This window comes from Klebsiella sp. 1SOBk5mer (assembly GCF_046603115.1).
Classification (GTDB): Bacteria; Pseudomonadota; Gammaproteobacteria; order Enterobacterales; family Enterobacteriaceae; genus Klebsiella; species Klebsiella quasipneumoniae.
In genome coordinates this window covers 297,792-311,056 of the sequence record NZ_JBKIUU010000005.1, presented here as the reverse complement: position 1 = coordinate 311,056, position 13,265 = coordinate 297,792, and the positions used below count along the sequence as shown (strand labels likewise).

The following is a 13,265-nucleotide window of genomic DNA, read 5'->3' as shown; positions in this document are numbered from 1 at the left end:
CAACCATGAAACGCCTGCGAAAAATGCTTCCTGCGCTGCTGATATTAACCCCGCTGCTATTTTCTCCGGCCGCCGCGGAGGAATTTTCCGCCAGTTTTAAAGGCACCGATATCCAGGAATTTATCAATACCGTCAGCAAAAACCTGAATAAAACGGTGATTATCGATCCCAGCGTACGCGGCACTATCACCGTGCGCAGTTACGATATGCTCAATGAAGAGCAATATTATCAATTCTTCCTCAGCGTGCTGGATGTATATGGCTTCGCCGTGATTAATATGAATAACGGCGTGCTGAAGGTGGTCCGCGCCAAAGATGCCAAGACCTCGGCCGTTCCGGTCGCCAGCGAGGCCGCGCCGGGCGAAGGCGATGAGGTCGTCACCCGGGTGGTGCCCCTGACCAACGTCGCCGCTCGCGATCTCGCGCCGCTGCTCCGCCAGCTGAACGATAACGCTGGCGCCGGCAGCGTGGTCCATTATGAACCTTCCAACGTCCTGCTGATGACCGGCCGCGCGGCGGTGATCAAACGCCTGCTGACCATTGTCGAACGCGTCGACAACGCCGGGGATCGCAGCGTGGTGACCGTGCCTCTCTCCTGGGCCTCCGCCGCGGAGGTGGTCAAACTGGTTACCGAACTCAATAAAGACACCAGCAAGTCGGCGCTGCCGGGATCGATGGTGGCGAACGTGGTGGCCGATGAGCGCACCAACTCGGTGCTGGTGAGCGGCGAGCCAAACTCGCGCCAGCGCATTATCGCCATGATCAAACAGCTCGACCGCCAGCAGGCGGTGCAGGGCAACACCAAAGTGATCTACCTGAAGTACGCCAAAGCCGCCGATCTGGTGGAGGTCCTGACCGGGATCAGCAGCTCGCTGCAGAACGATAAGCAAAGCGCCAAGCCGGTGGCCGCGATCGATAAAAATATTATTATCAAAGCCCACGGCCAGACCAACGCCCTGATCGTCACCGCGGCGCCGGACGTGATGAACGATCTGGAGCGGGTGATCGCCCAGTTGGATATCCGCCGCCCGCAGGTGCTGGTGGAGGCGATTATCGCCGAAGTGCAGGATGCCGACGGACTCAACCTCGGTATCCAGTGGGCCAATAAAAACGCCGGCATGACCCAGTTTACCAACAGCGGATTGCCGATCTCCACCGCGATCGCCGGCGCCAACCAGTACAACAAAGACGGTACCATCAGCAGCTCGCTGGCCAGCGCCCTCGGCTCGTTTAACGGTATCGCCGCCGGCTTCTACCAGGGGAACTGGGCGATGCTGCTCACCGCCCTCTCCAGCAGTACCAAGAACGATATTCTGGCCACCCCCAGCATCGTCACCCTCGACAATATGCAAGCCACCTTCAACGTCGGCCAGGAAGTCCCGGTGTTAACCGGCTCGCAAACCACCTCCGGCGACAACATCTTCAATACCGTCGAGCGCAAAACCGTGGGCATTAAACTGAAGGTGAAGCCGCAGATTAACGAAGGCGATGCCGTGCTGCTGGAGATTGAGCAGGAGGTATCGAGCGTCGCCGATTCGGCCTCCAGCACCAGCAGCGATCTCGGGGCGACCTTTAATACCCGGACGGTGAATAACGCCGTGCTGGTGGGCAGCGGCGAAACGGTGGTGGTTGGCGGGCTGCTGGATAAAAGCGTCACCGATAGCGCCGATAAAGTGCCGCTGCTCGGCGACATCCCGGTGATCGGCGCGCTGTTCCGCTCCGACAGCAAGAAAGTGTCGAAACGCAACCTGATGCTGTTTATCCGCCCGACCATTATTCGCGACCGCGATGAGTACCGCCGGGCCTCCTCCGGCCAGTACACCGCCTTCAACGATGCGCAAACCAAACAGCGGGGCAAAGAGAGCAGTGAAGCATCGCTCAGCAACGATCTGCTGCACATCTATCCGCAGCAGGAGACCCAGGCCTTCCGCCAGGTTAGCGCCGCCATTGACGCCTTTAACCTCGGAGGCCGCCCATGACGCCAGCCGCCGAACGCCGTCCGCTGTTGCCCTTCGCGTGGGCCCGCGCGCACCATCTGGTGCTGCTCAGCGACGGCGAACGCTGCGAAGCGCTGTGCCGCGCTGATACCGCCGCCCGGGCGCTGCTGGAAGCGCGCCGCCTGGCGGACGGACCGATGAGCGTCAGCCGTCTGGCGCCGGAAGCGTTCGAGAAAGTGCTGGTGCTCAGCTATCAGCGCGACTCGGCGGAAGCGCACCGGATGATGGCCGACATCGGCAATGAGCTTGACCTCTATACCCTCGCCGAAGAGCTGCCGGATACCGACGATCTGCTCGACAGCGAAGACGATGCGCCGATTATCCGTCTAATCAACGCCATGCTCACCGAGGCCATCAAAGAGAAAGCCTCCGATATCCATATCGAAACCTATGAGCGCCATTTGCAAATTCGCTTTCGCGTCGACGGCGTGCTGCGGGAAATTCTGCGCCCGCAGCGGCGGCTGGCCGCGCTGCTCATTTCGCGCATCAAGGTGATGGCGAGCCTGGACATTGCCGAAAAACGGGTGCCCCAGGATGGCCGCATGGCGCTGCGTATCGGCGGGCGGGCGATAGACGTGCGCGTCTCCACCCTGCCCTCCAGCCACGGCGAACGCGTGGTGCTGCGCCTGCTGGACAAAAACAGCGTCAACCTGGATCTGCAGACGCTGGGCATGCCCCCCGCCCTGCTTGACCAGGTCGACGCGCTGATCGCCCGGCCACACGGCATCATTCTGGTCACCGGACCGACCGGATCCGGGAAAAGCACAACGCTCTACGCCGCCCTCAGCCGCCTCGACGCCCGGGAGCGCAACATCATGACCATTGAAGATCCGGTGGAGTATGAGCTGGAAGGTATCGGCCAGACCCAGGTCAACGCCAAAGTCGAGATGACCTTCGCCCGCGGCCTGCGCGCCATACTGCGCCAGGATCCGGACGTGGTGCTGGTGGGCGAAATCCGCGATGGCGAAACCGCCCAGATCGCCGTCCAGGCCTCGCTGACCGGCCACCTGGTGCTGTCGACGCTGCACACCAACAGCGCGCTGGGGGCCGTTTCCCGCCTGCAGGATATGGGGGTGGAGCCCTTTTTACTCTCTACTTCGCTGCTGGCGGTGATGTCGCAGCGGCTGGTGCGTCGGCTGTGCCCGCACTGTCGTCAGCCCTGGCAGGCGGATGCTGACGCCGCCCGGCAGATGGCGGTCCCGGCCGGTACGCCGCTGTGGCAGCCAAAAGGCTGCGCCCGGTGTAATTTCACCGGCTATCGCGGACGCACCGGCATTCACGAGCTGCTGCTCATTGACGACCGCGTCCGCGCCGCCATCCACCGCGGCGAAAATGAGATCACCCTGATCCAGCAGCTGGGGCCAGCCTGGCAGACCCTGCGCCATGCCGGGCGCGATAAAGCGCTGGCGGGGATCACCAGCTGGGAGGAGGTGATGCGGGTCACCGAACAGCAAACGGCGGACAGCGTCTGAGATGGCCCTCTTTCGCTATCAGGCGCTGGACGCGCAGGGCAAAACCCGCCGCGGCGTTCAACAGGCCGACTCCGCCCGCCACGCCCGCCAGCTGCTGCGGGACAAGGGCTGGCTGGCGCTGGAAGTGGCCGCCGCCGACCCGGCGAGCCGGCTGTGGCGCGGCGGGCTGATCGCCCGGCGCACCAGCGCCGGTGATTTAGCCCTGCTCACTCGCCAGCTGGCCACCCTGGTCGCCGCCGGCATTCCGCTGGAAAAAGCGCTCGATGCCGTCGCCCAGCAGTGCGAAAAGGCGTCGCTGAGAACGTTAATGGCTGGGGTGCGCAGCAAAGTGCTTGAAGGCCATTCGCTGGCGGAGGCGATGCGCGCCTATCCCGCCTGCTTCGATGGCCTGTTCTGCGCCATGGTGGCGGCCGGCGAAACCTCCGGCCATCTCGACGGCGTGCTGAACCGGCTGGCGGACTATACCGAGCAGCGCCAGCAGCTTCGCGCCCGCCTGCTACAGGCGATGATCTACCCCATCGTGCTGACGCTGGTCGCCATCAGCGTGATCGCCATTCTGCTCTCCACCGTGGTGCCGAAAGTCGTCGAGCAGTTTGTCCATCTAAAACAGGCCCTGCCCTTCTCTACCCGGCTGCTGATGAGCCTGAGCGACATTGTGCGCAGCGCGGGCCCCTGGCTGGTGCTGCTGTCATTCCTGGCGCTGCTGGGGCTGCGCTATCTGCTGCGCCAGCCCGCCCGGCGGCTCGCCTGGGACCGGGCGCTGCTGCGTCTGCCGGTCATCGGCCGCGTGACGCGCAGCGTCAACAGCGCGCGCTACGCCCGCACCTTAAGCATTCTCAACGCCAGCGCGGTACCGCTGCTGCTGTCGATGCGCATCAGCGCCGGCGTCCTCAGCAATGCCTGGGCGCGCAGCCAGCTGGAGACCGCCAGCGAATCGGTGCGCGAGGGCGTCAGCCTGCATCGCGCGCTGGAGGCCACAGCGCTGTTTCCGCCGATGATGCGCTACATGATCGCCAGCGGCGAGCAGAGCGGTGAGCTGACCGCCATGCTGGAGCGCGCGGCGGAGAACCAGGACCGGGAGCTGAGCGCGCAGATCCAGATGTCCCTCAGCCTGTTTGAACCCCTGCTGGTGGTCACCATGGCCGGCATGGTGCTGTTTATCGTGCTGGCCATCCTGCAGCCGATCCTGCAACTGAATACCCTTATGAGTATGTGACTGTATTAATGGAGAAAACTATGCAACGGCAACGCGGCTTCACGTTACTGGAAATTATGGTGGTGATCGTCATTCTCGGCATCCTCGCCAGCCTGGTGGTACCTAACCTGATGGGCAACAAGGAGAAAGCGGACCGCCAGAAGGTGGTCAGCGATCTGGTGGCGCTCGAGGGGGCGCTGGACATGTATAAGCTGGACAACAGCCGCTACCCGAATACCGAACAGGGACTGCAGGCGCTGGTAACCGCCCCGGCCGCCGAGCCGCATGCCCGCAACTACCCGGAAGGGGGCTATATCCGCCGCCTGCCGCAGGACCCGTGGGGAAATGAGTATCAGCTGTTAAGCCCCGGTCAGCATGGCGCCATCGACGTCTTCAGCGTCGGCCCGGACGGGATGCCCGACACCAATGACGACATCGGCAACTGGACCCTCGGGAAGAAATAGTGTCTCAGCGCGGTTTCACCCTCCTGGAAATGATGCTGGTCCTGCTGCTGATCGGCGTCAGCGCCAGCATGGTGCTGCTGGCGTTTCCCTCCGCCCGTACCCAGGAGGCCGCGCAGATCCTGGCGCGCTTTCAGGCGCAGCTGGACTTTGTCCGCGAGCGCGGGCAGCAAACCGGCCAGCTCTTCGGGATCGTCATCCACCCTGACCGCTGGCAGTTTATGCGCCTGCAGCCTGCAGACGAAGGCGCCCCGGCGGCGGCTGACGACCGCTGGGGCAACGCGCAGTGGCTGCCGCTGCAGGCCGGGCGCGCCACCACGGCGGAAACCCTCCCGCAGGCCAGGCTGATGCTGCGCTTTCCCGACGGCCAGGCGTGGACGCCGGGCGAGCAGCCCGACGTGATCATCTTCCCCGGCGGCGAAGTCACGCCGTTTCAGCTGCGGATTGACACCGCGACGGGCATCAACATCGACGCCCAGGGCGACAGTCAGCCGCTGGCGGCGCGGGAGCAGCCATGAAACGCGAGAGCGGAATGACGCTTATCGAAGTGATGGTCGCGCTGGTGATTTTCGCCCTCGCCGGCCTGGCGGTGATGCAGTCCACCCTGCAGCAGACGCGCCAGCTTGGGCGTATGGAAGAGAAAATCCTCGCCAGCTGGCTGGCGGATAATCAGCTGGTGCAGCTGCGGCTGGAGAAACGCTGGCCCGCCCTCAGCTGGTCCGAAACCACCGTGGAGGCCGCCGGGACGCGCTGGTTCGTCCGCTGGCAGGGGGTGGAAACCGCGCTGCCGCAGCTGCGGGCGCTGGACGTGGAGGTCCGGCGGCAAAAAAGCGATCCCGCGCCGCTGGCGACGCTTCGCACCTGGGTGACGTCGCCATGATAACGAAAATGCGCGGTTTCACCCTGATTGAAACGCTGCTGGCGCTGGCTATCCTCGCCGTCCTCAGCGCCGCCGCCGTGATGGTGCTGCAGAACGTCATCCGCGCCGATGGCCTGACCCGCGAGAAGAGCCAGCAGATCGCCGCCCTCCAGCGCGCCTTTCGCCAGATCGCCGATGATGTCACGCACATCATTCCCCGTCGCGCCAGAAACAGCGACACGCTTTTCTTCGCCGGACGTTTCCAGTTGCAGAGCGACGACTGGGGGCTGGCCTTCAGCCGCAGCGGCTGGCCGAATCCGCTGGGGATCCTCCCGCGCTCGGAGATCCAGAACGTCAGCTACCGCCTGCGCCAGCAGCAGCTTGAACGACTCAGCTTCGATCAGCAGGATCCGCTGACCGGCAGCCAGCCGACGGTCCGGGTGCTGCTGCGCGAGGTGACGGCGTTTCGCCTGCGGTTTTATGCCGACGGGCGCTGGCAGGAGACCTGGGACCGCTCGCAGTCGCTGCCGCAGGGGCTGGAGATCACCCTGACGCTGGCGAACAGCGGGGAGATAACCCGCCTGTTTTTACTCACCCCGGGAGGCGGCCAGTGAAAAATCGGCAACGCGGCGTCGCGCTCCTGATGGTGCTGTTCATCCTCGCCCTGATGATGATCCTCGCCAGCGCCATGACCGAACGCACCTCGGTCATGTATCAACACACCGCCGTGACCCTCGATAATCTGCAGGCCAGATGGTACGCCCTGGCGGCGGAAAACATGGCCGCCGCGCTACTGCAACGCGACGCGCTGGACTCGCCCAGTCAAACGAACCTGGCGCAAACCTGGGCGCAGGAGGGGCGCCGCTTTACCCTCGACGATGGCGAAATCCTCGCCACGATCCGCGACGGGCACGCCTGCTTTAATCTCAATGCCATCAACCATCGCGCGGATGAGACCAGCGGCGGTACGCCCTACCCGACCGACGTCTTCGCCCGGCTGCTGGCGCTGCTCGGCGAGTCGCCGCTGCGCGCCAGCCAGATAGCCGCCGCCCTCGGCGACTGGACGGACAGCGACGGCCAGCCGCGGCTGAACGGCGCGGAAGACGAGGTCTATATGGCGCAAACCCCGGGCTATCTCGCCGCCAACCAGCCGATGCAGGATGTCAGCGAGCTGCGCCTGCTGGCCGGAATGGACGCCGCGCTCTATCAGCGCCTGCTCCCCTTCGTCTGCGTCCAGCCGGATGATGCGCTGCAGGTCAATGTCAACACCCTGCGCCCCTCCCAGGCCGCCCTGCTGGCGGCCCTCTTTCCCGGCGATCTGACGCTGCAGGAGGCGCAACAGCTGCTGCACAACCGCCCGCGAACCGGGTGGAGCAGCGTCGCCGCCTTTCTCGCGCAGCCGACGCTGCAGAAAACCGATACCACGCTCGCCCGTCCCTGGCTGACGGTGCACAGCACACGCTTTATCGCCGCCTTCACCGTGGTGACCGGCAACCTTCGCTTTCAGCTGCACAGCGTCCTGCAACAGGAGGGGCGCGCCTTTACCGTCGTCCAGCGGCGATACGGACTTTCTATGGTGGTTGATGAATAAGTTTAACGCTTCCCCCCAGGCCATGCTGATCGTGCGCTTCGCCCCCGGGCAGGCGCCGCTGCACTGGCAACTCTTCGCCCCCGGCGAGCCGCACCACGAAGCCAGCGGCCGGTGGCCGGCTGACGACGCCAGCCCTTTCCCGACGCTGGCGGCGCATTACCCGGCCTGGGTGCTGATCCCGGCCAGCGACTGCGCGTTTCACACCCTCACCCTGCCGGCGGGCCTGCGTAAACCGCCGCTGCAGGTGGCCCCTTTCCTGCTGGAAGAGCAGCTGGCCGACGAGGTGGAAGCCACCCATTTTGCCCTGCTCCACCGCCAGCAGGCCCAGTGCGAGATCGTCGCCGTGCAGCGGCAAAAAATGCGCGACTGGCTGGCGCGCTGCGAGTCGCTCTCGCTACGGCCCCTGGCGTTGACGCCCGATGTGCTGGCCCTGCCCTGGCAACCGCCGGCGTGGAGCGCGGTGCAGGCGGACGACCAGTGGCTGATCCGCCACCAGCCATGGGCCGGCATGGCGGCGGAAAGCCCCTGGCTGGCGGAGCTGCTGCAGGGCGAGGCGGAAGAGCACGTCATCGACAGCTATTCGCCGCCCCCCGCGGCGCCGGGAGAATGGCGGGCGCAGCCTGCGCAGACGCTGCTCTCCCTCGCCGCAAGTCATCCGGCGGCGCAGAAGCTCAGTCTGCTGCAGGGGGAGTTCGCCGTCCGCCGTCGGCGGCCTGATCAGACGAGCTGGCGTCCGGCGCGGTATGCCGCGCTGGCCCTGGCGCTGCTGCTGGCGGTGAACAGCGTGCTGGATCATCGCGATCTGGCGCGTCAGGCCGAGGCCGCCCGGCAGGCCAGCCGGGCCTACTATCATCGCTGGTTTCCAACGGAGAAAAAGGTGATTAACCCGCGACTGCAGATGCAGCAGCATCTGCAAACCCTTGCCCGTCAGGCGCAGCATGCCCCCCTCGTCGACCGCCTCAGCGCGTTGCAAAACATCATCAGCGAAACGCCGGGGATCCGCCTGCGGGCGCTGAGCTGGGATGCCGCAGGCAACCGTCTGCAGCTGGATATCGCCGCGGCCTCTTCCCGGGCGCTGGAGCAGTTTACCCAGCGAGCGCAGCCGCGGTTTCGCGTCCGGCCAGGCGACATGACCACCAGGCCGGATGGCATTGAGGGACAGCTGACGCTGGAGGAAAACGATGGCTAATCTGCTCATCTGGTGGCGGCAGCGCACGCTGTCCGAGCAGCGCCTGCTGCTCGGCCTGGCGGGATTGCTGACAGCCTGCGCCCTCTGGTACGGGCTGTGGCAGCCCTGGCGGGCCCGCGAGGCGCAGTGGCGGCAAACCCTGGTGAAAGAGCAGGCCAGCCTGCGCTGGATGACGCAGCAGGGTCCGCGCCTGCAGCAGCTCAGCCAGCAGCCCGCGCCGGCGGCAAAAGAGGCGCTCACCGCGCTGGTGATGCGCGAGGCGGCGAGCCACGGGCTGGAAGTCGTTCGTCTGCAGCCGCAGGGGAAACGTCTGCAGGTCACCCTTCAGCCCTGCGCCTTCCAGGCGCTAATGGACTGGCTGGACGCCCCGGCGATGCGCGGCGTCAACGCGGTCTCGCTGTCCGTAACCGGGCAGCCGTCGCGGCCGGGCTGGGTCACGGTCAACCATCTGCTGCTGGAGCGCGACGATGAAAGCTAACGGGCTCGCAGGTGGGCTACTGCTGGCGCTCTATCTGCTGTGGTTGACCGCCACCGCCCCGGCGCGTCTGTTAGTCCCGATGCTGCCGCCCGAGGTACAGGTGGCCAACCTTAGCGGCAGCATCTGGCGCGGCGCGGCGCAGTCGGTCTCCTGGCGCGGCGTGCGGCTTGAGCGGCTGACGTGGTCGCTTACCCTGGCTGGCTGGCAGATCGCGCTCAGCGATCCCCGCGGCGTGGAGGGCCAGGCCCGGCTGTGGGGCATCCGCGATCTGCGTCTGCAGGAGGGGCGGCTCACCGCCCCCGCCAGCCTGCTTGGTCGCTGGCTAACGCCGACTATGCCCGTCAGCGCCGAGGGAGAGGTCACTTTCAGCCTGGCCGAAGCGCACTTCAGCGAGGGGCGCTGCCGGCAAATCACCGCCGGACGCGCGCAGTGGCGTCAGGCCCGGCTGCACTCTCCGGTCGGTAGCCTGGAGCTGGCCCAGGTCAGTGGCGCCTTAAGCTGTACGGCGAACGGCGCCGTGGCGCTGGCCATCCGTCAGGATTCTCATCAGTTGAGCCTCAGCGGCCAGGGAACCCTGTCGCCCGATGGCCGCTATCTGTTTCGCGGTACGCTACAGCCCCGTCAGGGGATGCCGCCCCTGCTGGCGCTGCTGGTCACCCGCCCGATGGCGAAAAACGCCCCGGGCCCGACGCCGTGGCAGCTGCAGGGAAAATGGTGATTAAAGGAGCAAAAATGACGACATTAGCCGCATTATCGCTGCATTTTCCCCTTGTCTGGTATGGTTTCCTGCTGCTGTTCGGCCTGGCGCTGGGCAGCTTTTACAACGTGGTGATCTACCGTCTGCCGCGCATGCTGACCCAAACCGCGGACGACGAGCCGATAACCCTCAGCACGCCGGGCTCATCCTGCCCGCAGTGTCGCCAGCCGATAGCCTGGCGGGACAATATCCCGCTGCTCAGCTTCCTCTGGCTAGGCCGTCGCGCCCGCTGCTGTCAGGCGCGTATCTCGTGGAGCTATCCGCTGACCGAGCTGGCCACCGGCCTGCTGTTTATCCTCGCCGGGGTGCTGCTCGCGCCGGGCCTGGCGCTGGCGGGCGGCCTGGTGCTGCTCTCCTTCCTGCTGATACTGGCGCGGATTGACGCCCGGACCCAGCTGCTGCCCGATCGCCTGACCCTGCCCCTGCTGTGGGCCGGACTGCTGTTTAATCTTAACGAGGTGTACATTGCGCTGCCGGACGCGGTCGCCGGGGCGATGGCCGGTTATCTGGCGCTGTGGTCGGTCTACTGGCTGTTCCGCCTGCTGACCGGCAAAGAGGCCCTGGGCTATGGCGATTTTAAGCTGCTGGCGGCGCTGGGCGCCTGGTGCGGCTGGCAGGCTCTGCCGCAGGTGCTGTTGCTCGCCTCGGCCAGCGGGCTGGCATGGACCCTGCTGCAGCGCCTGTGGACCCGGCAGTCGCTGCAGCAGCCGCTGGCCTTCGGCCCCTGGCTGGCGCTGGCGGGAGGGGGCGTTTTTCTCTGGCAGCAGATGGTCTAGCGTGAGTGGTTCGTCTGGCCGGGCAGAATGCCGCCCGGCGCCTGGGGCTACGAATATTTTTTGCTGCGCCGGGTCGGGGCGGCGTTGGCCGGATCGTCCGGCCAGACGTGTTTCGGATAACGTCCCTTCATCTCTTTTTGCACCTCGCGGTAGCTTCCCTGCCAGAAGGCGCTGAGATCGCGAGTGATCTGCAGAGGACGCTGGGCGGGCGACAGCAGCTCCAGCACCAGCGGCACCCGCCCCTCGGCGATAACCGGCGTCGTGGCCTCGCCGAACATCTCCTGCATACGCACCGCCAGCGCCGGCGGGTTCTCCGCATGGTATCGGATCGCCAGACGGCTGCCGGTCGGCACGGTATAGTGCGTCGGCAGCTCGCGATCCAGCTTCTGGCGCAGCGGCCACGGCAGCCAGTCCTGTAGCGCCTGACGCAGATCCAACGCCTTCAGCGCCCGCAGCGAGTGAACGCCGTTCATCTGCGGCAGCAGCCATGCCTCCAGCGAGGCCAGCAGCGAAGCGTCATCCACCGTGGGCCATGCCTCTTCCGGCAGCCACTGCGCCGCACACTGAAGCCGCAGTCGCAGCTGCCCGGCCTCTGGCGTCCAGTTGAGCACCGCAAGGCCTTTCTCACGAATACCGTTGAGCATCGCCTGATGCAGCTCCGCCTCAGATGGCTTCGCCAGCGGCTGGGTCTTGATCACCAATTGGCCCGTCACGGTCCGCCGCCAGGCTTTCAGCGTCCCCTGCGCTTCATCCCACTCCACCGTGTCGGAACGCTGCGCCAGCTCGGGACGGGCGGCGATCAGCTCGCCGATATCCACCGGCAGAGCCAGCAGCATGCGGGCATCCGGCGAGGCGCTGCCCTGCAGCAGCAGCGGGGCGATCAGCCACTCATGGCGGCCCAGCGCGTCGTCGGCGTCAAGCATCGCGCCCATGCCGTTCGCCAGCTGATAGCGTCCCTCCTGACCGCGGCGACGGGCGATGCGGTCGGCGAAGGCCGACGCCAGTAGCGCGGCCATTCGTCCGGCGTCGGGCTGTCCGCTGCGGCAGGCCAGACGCTTCATCAGCTGCTGCGCCCGCTGCTGCCAGTTGGCCTGCTGACGGGAAAAAACGGCGGCCAAATCCACCAGCCCGCCGCGCGGCGGCTCCTCGAGGATCGCCGCCAGCCTGGCCGCCGTCGCCACCTCGTCATCGGTCTGCGCAGCGGCCAGCATCGCCGCCAGCCGGGGCTCGTTGCCGAGAGTCGCCATTTTGCGGCCAAACGCCGACAGCCGCTCGCCGTCCAGCGCCGAGAGCGCCTCCAGCAGGCGGCGCGCGGCGGCCAGGTTCACCGCCGGCGGCTGATCCAGCCAGGCCAGCGCAGCCGGATCGTGGCACCCCCACTGCAGCAGCTCCAGCAACAGCGCCGACAGATCGCTGTGCAGGATCTCCGGTTCGCTCTGCGCCGCCGCTCGTTCGGCCTGTTCTTTGCCAAGCAAATGCAGGCAGATCCCCGGGGAGAGACGACCGGCGCGTCCGGCGCGCTGCGTCATCGATGCCTGGCTGATGCGCTGCGTCACCAGCCGGGTCAGGCCGGTGCGCGGGTCAAAGCGGGCAACCCGCTCCTGGGCGCTGTCGACCACCAGGCGGATGCCCTCGATGGTCAAACTGGTCTCGGCAATGTTGGTGGCCAGCACCACTTTGCGCTTCCCGGCCGGCGCCGGGAGGATCGCTTTGCGCTGCTCGCTCAGGGGCAGCGCGCCATACAGCGGACAGAGGATGACATCCTCCGCCACGCGCTCCGTCAGCTGGTCGAGAACGCGCTGGATCTCGCCGACGCCGGGCAGAAACAGCAGCATCGACCCCTGTTCATGCCGCAGGAGCTCCGCCGCCGCTACCGCCACCGCCTCATCAAAACGCTGGTGAGCGGAGAGCGGGCTGAAGCGACGCTCCACCGGATAAGCGCGCCCCTCCGAGACCACCACCGGCGCCTCCGGCAGCAGACGCTGCAGGCGCTCGTTATCGAGGGTCGCCGACATAATCAGCAGTTTGAGATCGTCACGTAACCCCTGCTGGACATCAAGCAGCAGGGCCAGCGCCAGATCCGCCTGCAGGCTGCGCTCGTGAAACTCATCAAGGATCACCAGCCCCACGCCCGTCAGCTCGGGATCGCGCTGGATCATGCGCGTCAGGATCCCCTCCGTGACCACCTCCAGGCGGGTCTGCGGTCCGACGCAGGTTTCGGCGCGCATGCGGTAACCCACGGTCTCCCCCGGCTTTTCGCCGAGCAGTTCAGCCAGCCGCTGCGCGACATTGCGCGCCGCCAGACGCCTCGGCTCCAGCAGGATAATGCGTCCCGTGATGTTGCCCTCGGCAAGGATCTGCAGCGGCAGCCAGGTCGACTTCCCGGCGCCGGTCGGCGCGTTGAGCAAAACCTGCGGCGCATGCTGCAGGGCGGATAACAGTTCTGGGAGGACGGCGGCAACCGGCAATGAGGACACAAAAGGCTCCGGG

Annotated in this window: 13 protein-coding genes; 12 read left to right on the top strand and 1 reads right to left on the bottom strand. The window is 66.2% G+C overall.

Annotation, left to right across the window (positions count from 1 at the left end):
* Positions 1–5 precede the first annotated feature (5 nt).
* From pulD to ACLH1U_RS14245, 12 genes are read left to right on the top strand one after another with little or no spacing between them, the layout of a single operon-like run.
* Positions 6–1,979 (top strand): GspD family T2SS secretin variant PulD, encoded by a 1,974-nt coding sequence (gene pulD / locus ACLH1U_RS14300; protein ID WP_023292027.1) that lies wholly within the window; start codon positions 6–8, stop codon positions 1,977–1,979.
* Entirely contained in the window at positions 1,976–3,469 is a 1,494-nt protein-coding gene (gspE, locus tag ACLH1U_RS14295) for a type II secretion system ATPase GspE (protein ID WP_044521064.1), read from the top strand. The genes pulD and gspE overlap by 4 nt, the downstream gene beginning before the upstream one ends.
* Before the next feature lies 1 nt (position 3,470).
* On the top strand, positions 3,471–4,685 hold the full coding sequence (gene gspF, locus ACLH1U_RS14290) for a type II secretion system inner membrane protein GspF (RefSeq protein WP_023292025.1): 1,215 nt from the start codon (positions 3,471–3,473) through the stop codon (positions 4,683–4,685).
* Between the two features lie 20 nt (positions 4,686–4,705).
* A complete protein-coding gene (gene gspG, locus ACLH1U_RS14285; RefSeq protein ID WP_002889054.1) occupies positions 4,706–5,128 on the top strand; it encodes a type II secretion system major pseudopilin GspG in 423 nt (140 codons plus the stop codon).
* Positions 5,128–5,643 carry a type II secretion system minor pseudopilin GspH gene (gene gspH, locus ACLH1U_RS14280; protein ID WP_285203299.1) on the top strand — a complete coding sequence of 172 codons (516 nt, stop codon included), beginning with the start codon at positions 5,128–5,130 and terminating at the stop codon, positions 5,641–5,643. Before gspG ends, gspH begins: the two co-directional genes overlap by 1 nt.
* A complete protein-coding gene (gene gspI, locus ACLH1U_RS14275; RefSeq protein WP_032452553.1) occupies positions 5,640–6,005 on the top strand; it encodes a type II secretion system minor pseudopilin GspI in 366 nt (121 codons plus the stop codon). Before gspH ends, gspI begins: the two co-directional genes overlap by 4 nt.
* On the top strand, positions 6,002–6,598 hold the full coding sequence (gene gspJ / locus ACLH1U_RS14270) for a type II secretion system minor pseudopilin GspJ (protein WP_023292022.1): 597 nt from the start codon (positions 6,002–6,004) through the stop codon (positions 6,596–6,598). Before gspI ends, gspJ begins: the two co-directional genes overlap by 4 nt.
* Complete coding sequence (gene gspK, locus ACLH1U_RS14265) at positions 6,595–7,575, top strand: type II secretion system minor pseudopilin GspK (RefSeq protein ID WP_077259115.1); 981 nt, start codon at positions 6,595–6,597, stop codon at positions 7,573–7,575. Before gspJ ends, gspK begins: the two co-directional genes overlap by 4 nt.
* Positions 7,568–8,764, top strand: coding sequence for a type II secretion system protein GspL (gspL, locus tag ACLH1U_RS14260; RefSeq protein ID WP_048296714.1), 1,197 nt, complete (start codon positions 7,568–7,570; stop codon positions 8,762–8,764). The genes gspK and gspL overlap by 8 nt, the downstream gene beginning before the upstream one ends.
* Positions 8,757–9,242 (top strand): type II secretion system protein M, encoded by a 486-nt coding sequence (locus tag ACLH1U_RS14255; RefSeq protein WP_023292019.1) that lies wholly within the window; start codon positions 8,757–8,759, stop codon positions 9,240–9,242. The genes gspL and ACLH1U_RS14255 overlap by 8 nt, the downstream gene beginning before the upstream one ends.
* Positions 9,232–9,960: a type II secretion system protein N gene (locus tag ACLH1U_RS14250; protein ID WP_023292018.1), complete on the top strand. Its 729-nt coding sequence runs from the start codon at positions 9,232–9,234 to the stop codon at positions 9,958–9,960. Before ACLH1U_RS14255 ends, ACLH1U_RS14250 begins: the two co-directional genes overlap by 11 nt.
* Before the next feature lie 14 nt (positions 9,961–9,974).
* On the top strand, positions 9,975–10,775 hold the full coding sequence (locus ACLH1U_RS14245; RefSeq protein ID WP_411299308.1) for a prepilin peptidase: 801 nt from the start codon (positions 9,975–9,977) through the stop codon (positions 10,773–10,775).
* A 47-nt stretch (positions 10,776–10,822) separates the two neighbouring features.
* Here ACLH1U_RS14245 and hrpB read toward each other — a convergent pair whose 3' ends face one another.
* Positions 10,823–13,252, bottom strand: coding sequence for an ATP-dependent helicase HrpB (gene hrpB / locus ACLH1U_RS14240; protein WP_309319509.1), 2,430 nt, complete (start codon positions 13,250–13,252; stop codon positions 10,823–10,825).
* Positions 13,253–13,265: the final 13 nt, after the last annotated feature.

Coding starts and splice junctions, on each gene's coding strand:
- gspI (WP_032452553.1), top strand. CDS start 5,640: ATGAAACGCGAGAGCGGAATGACGCTTATCGAAGTGATGGTCGCGCTG.
- gspF (WP_023292025.1), top strand. CDS start 3,471: ATGGCCCTCTTTCGCTATCAGGCGCTGGACGCGCAGGGCAAAACCCGC.
- ACLH1U_RS14245 (WP_411299308.1), top strand. CDS start 9,975: ATGACGACATTAGCCGCATTATCGCTGCATTTTCCCCTTGTCTGGTAT.
- pulD (WP_023292027.1), top strand. CDS start 6: ATGAAACGCCTGCGAAAAATGCTTCCTGCGCTGCTGATATTAACCCCG.
- ACLH1U_RS14255 (WP_023292019.1), top strand. CDS start 8,757: ATGGCTAATCTGCTCATCTGGTGGCGGCAGCGCACGCTGTCCGAGCAG.
- gspL (WP_048296714.1), top strand. CDS start 7,568: ATGAATAAGTTTAACGCTTCCCCCCAGGCCATGCTGATCGTGCGCTTC.
- gspJ (WP_023292022.1), top strand. CDS start 6,002: ATGATAACGAAAATGCGCGGTTTCACCCTGATTGAAACGCTGCTGGCG.
- ACLH1U_RS14250 (WP_023292018.1), top strand. CDS start 9,232: ATGAAAGCTAACGGGCTCGCAGGTGGGCTACTGCTGGCGCTCTATCTG.
- gspG (WP_002889054.1), top strand. CDS start 4,706: ATGCAACGGCAACGCGGCTTCACGTTACTGGAAATTATGGTGGTGATC.
- gspE (WP_044521064.1), top strand. CDS start 1,976: ATGACGCCAGCCGCCGAACGCCGTCCGCTGTTGCCCTTCGCGTGGGCC.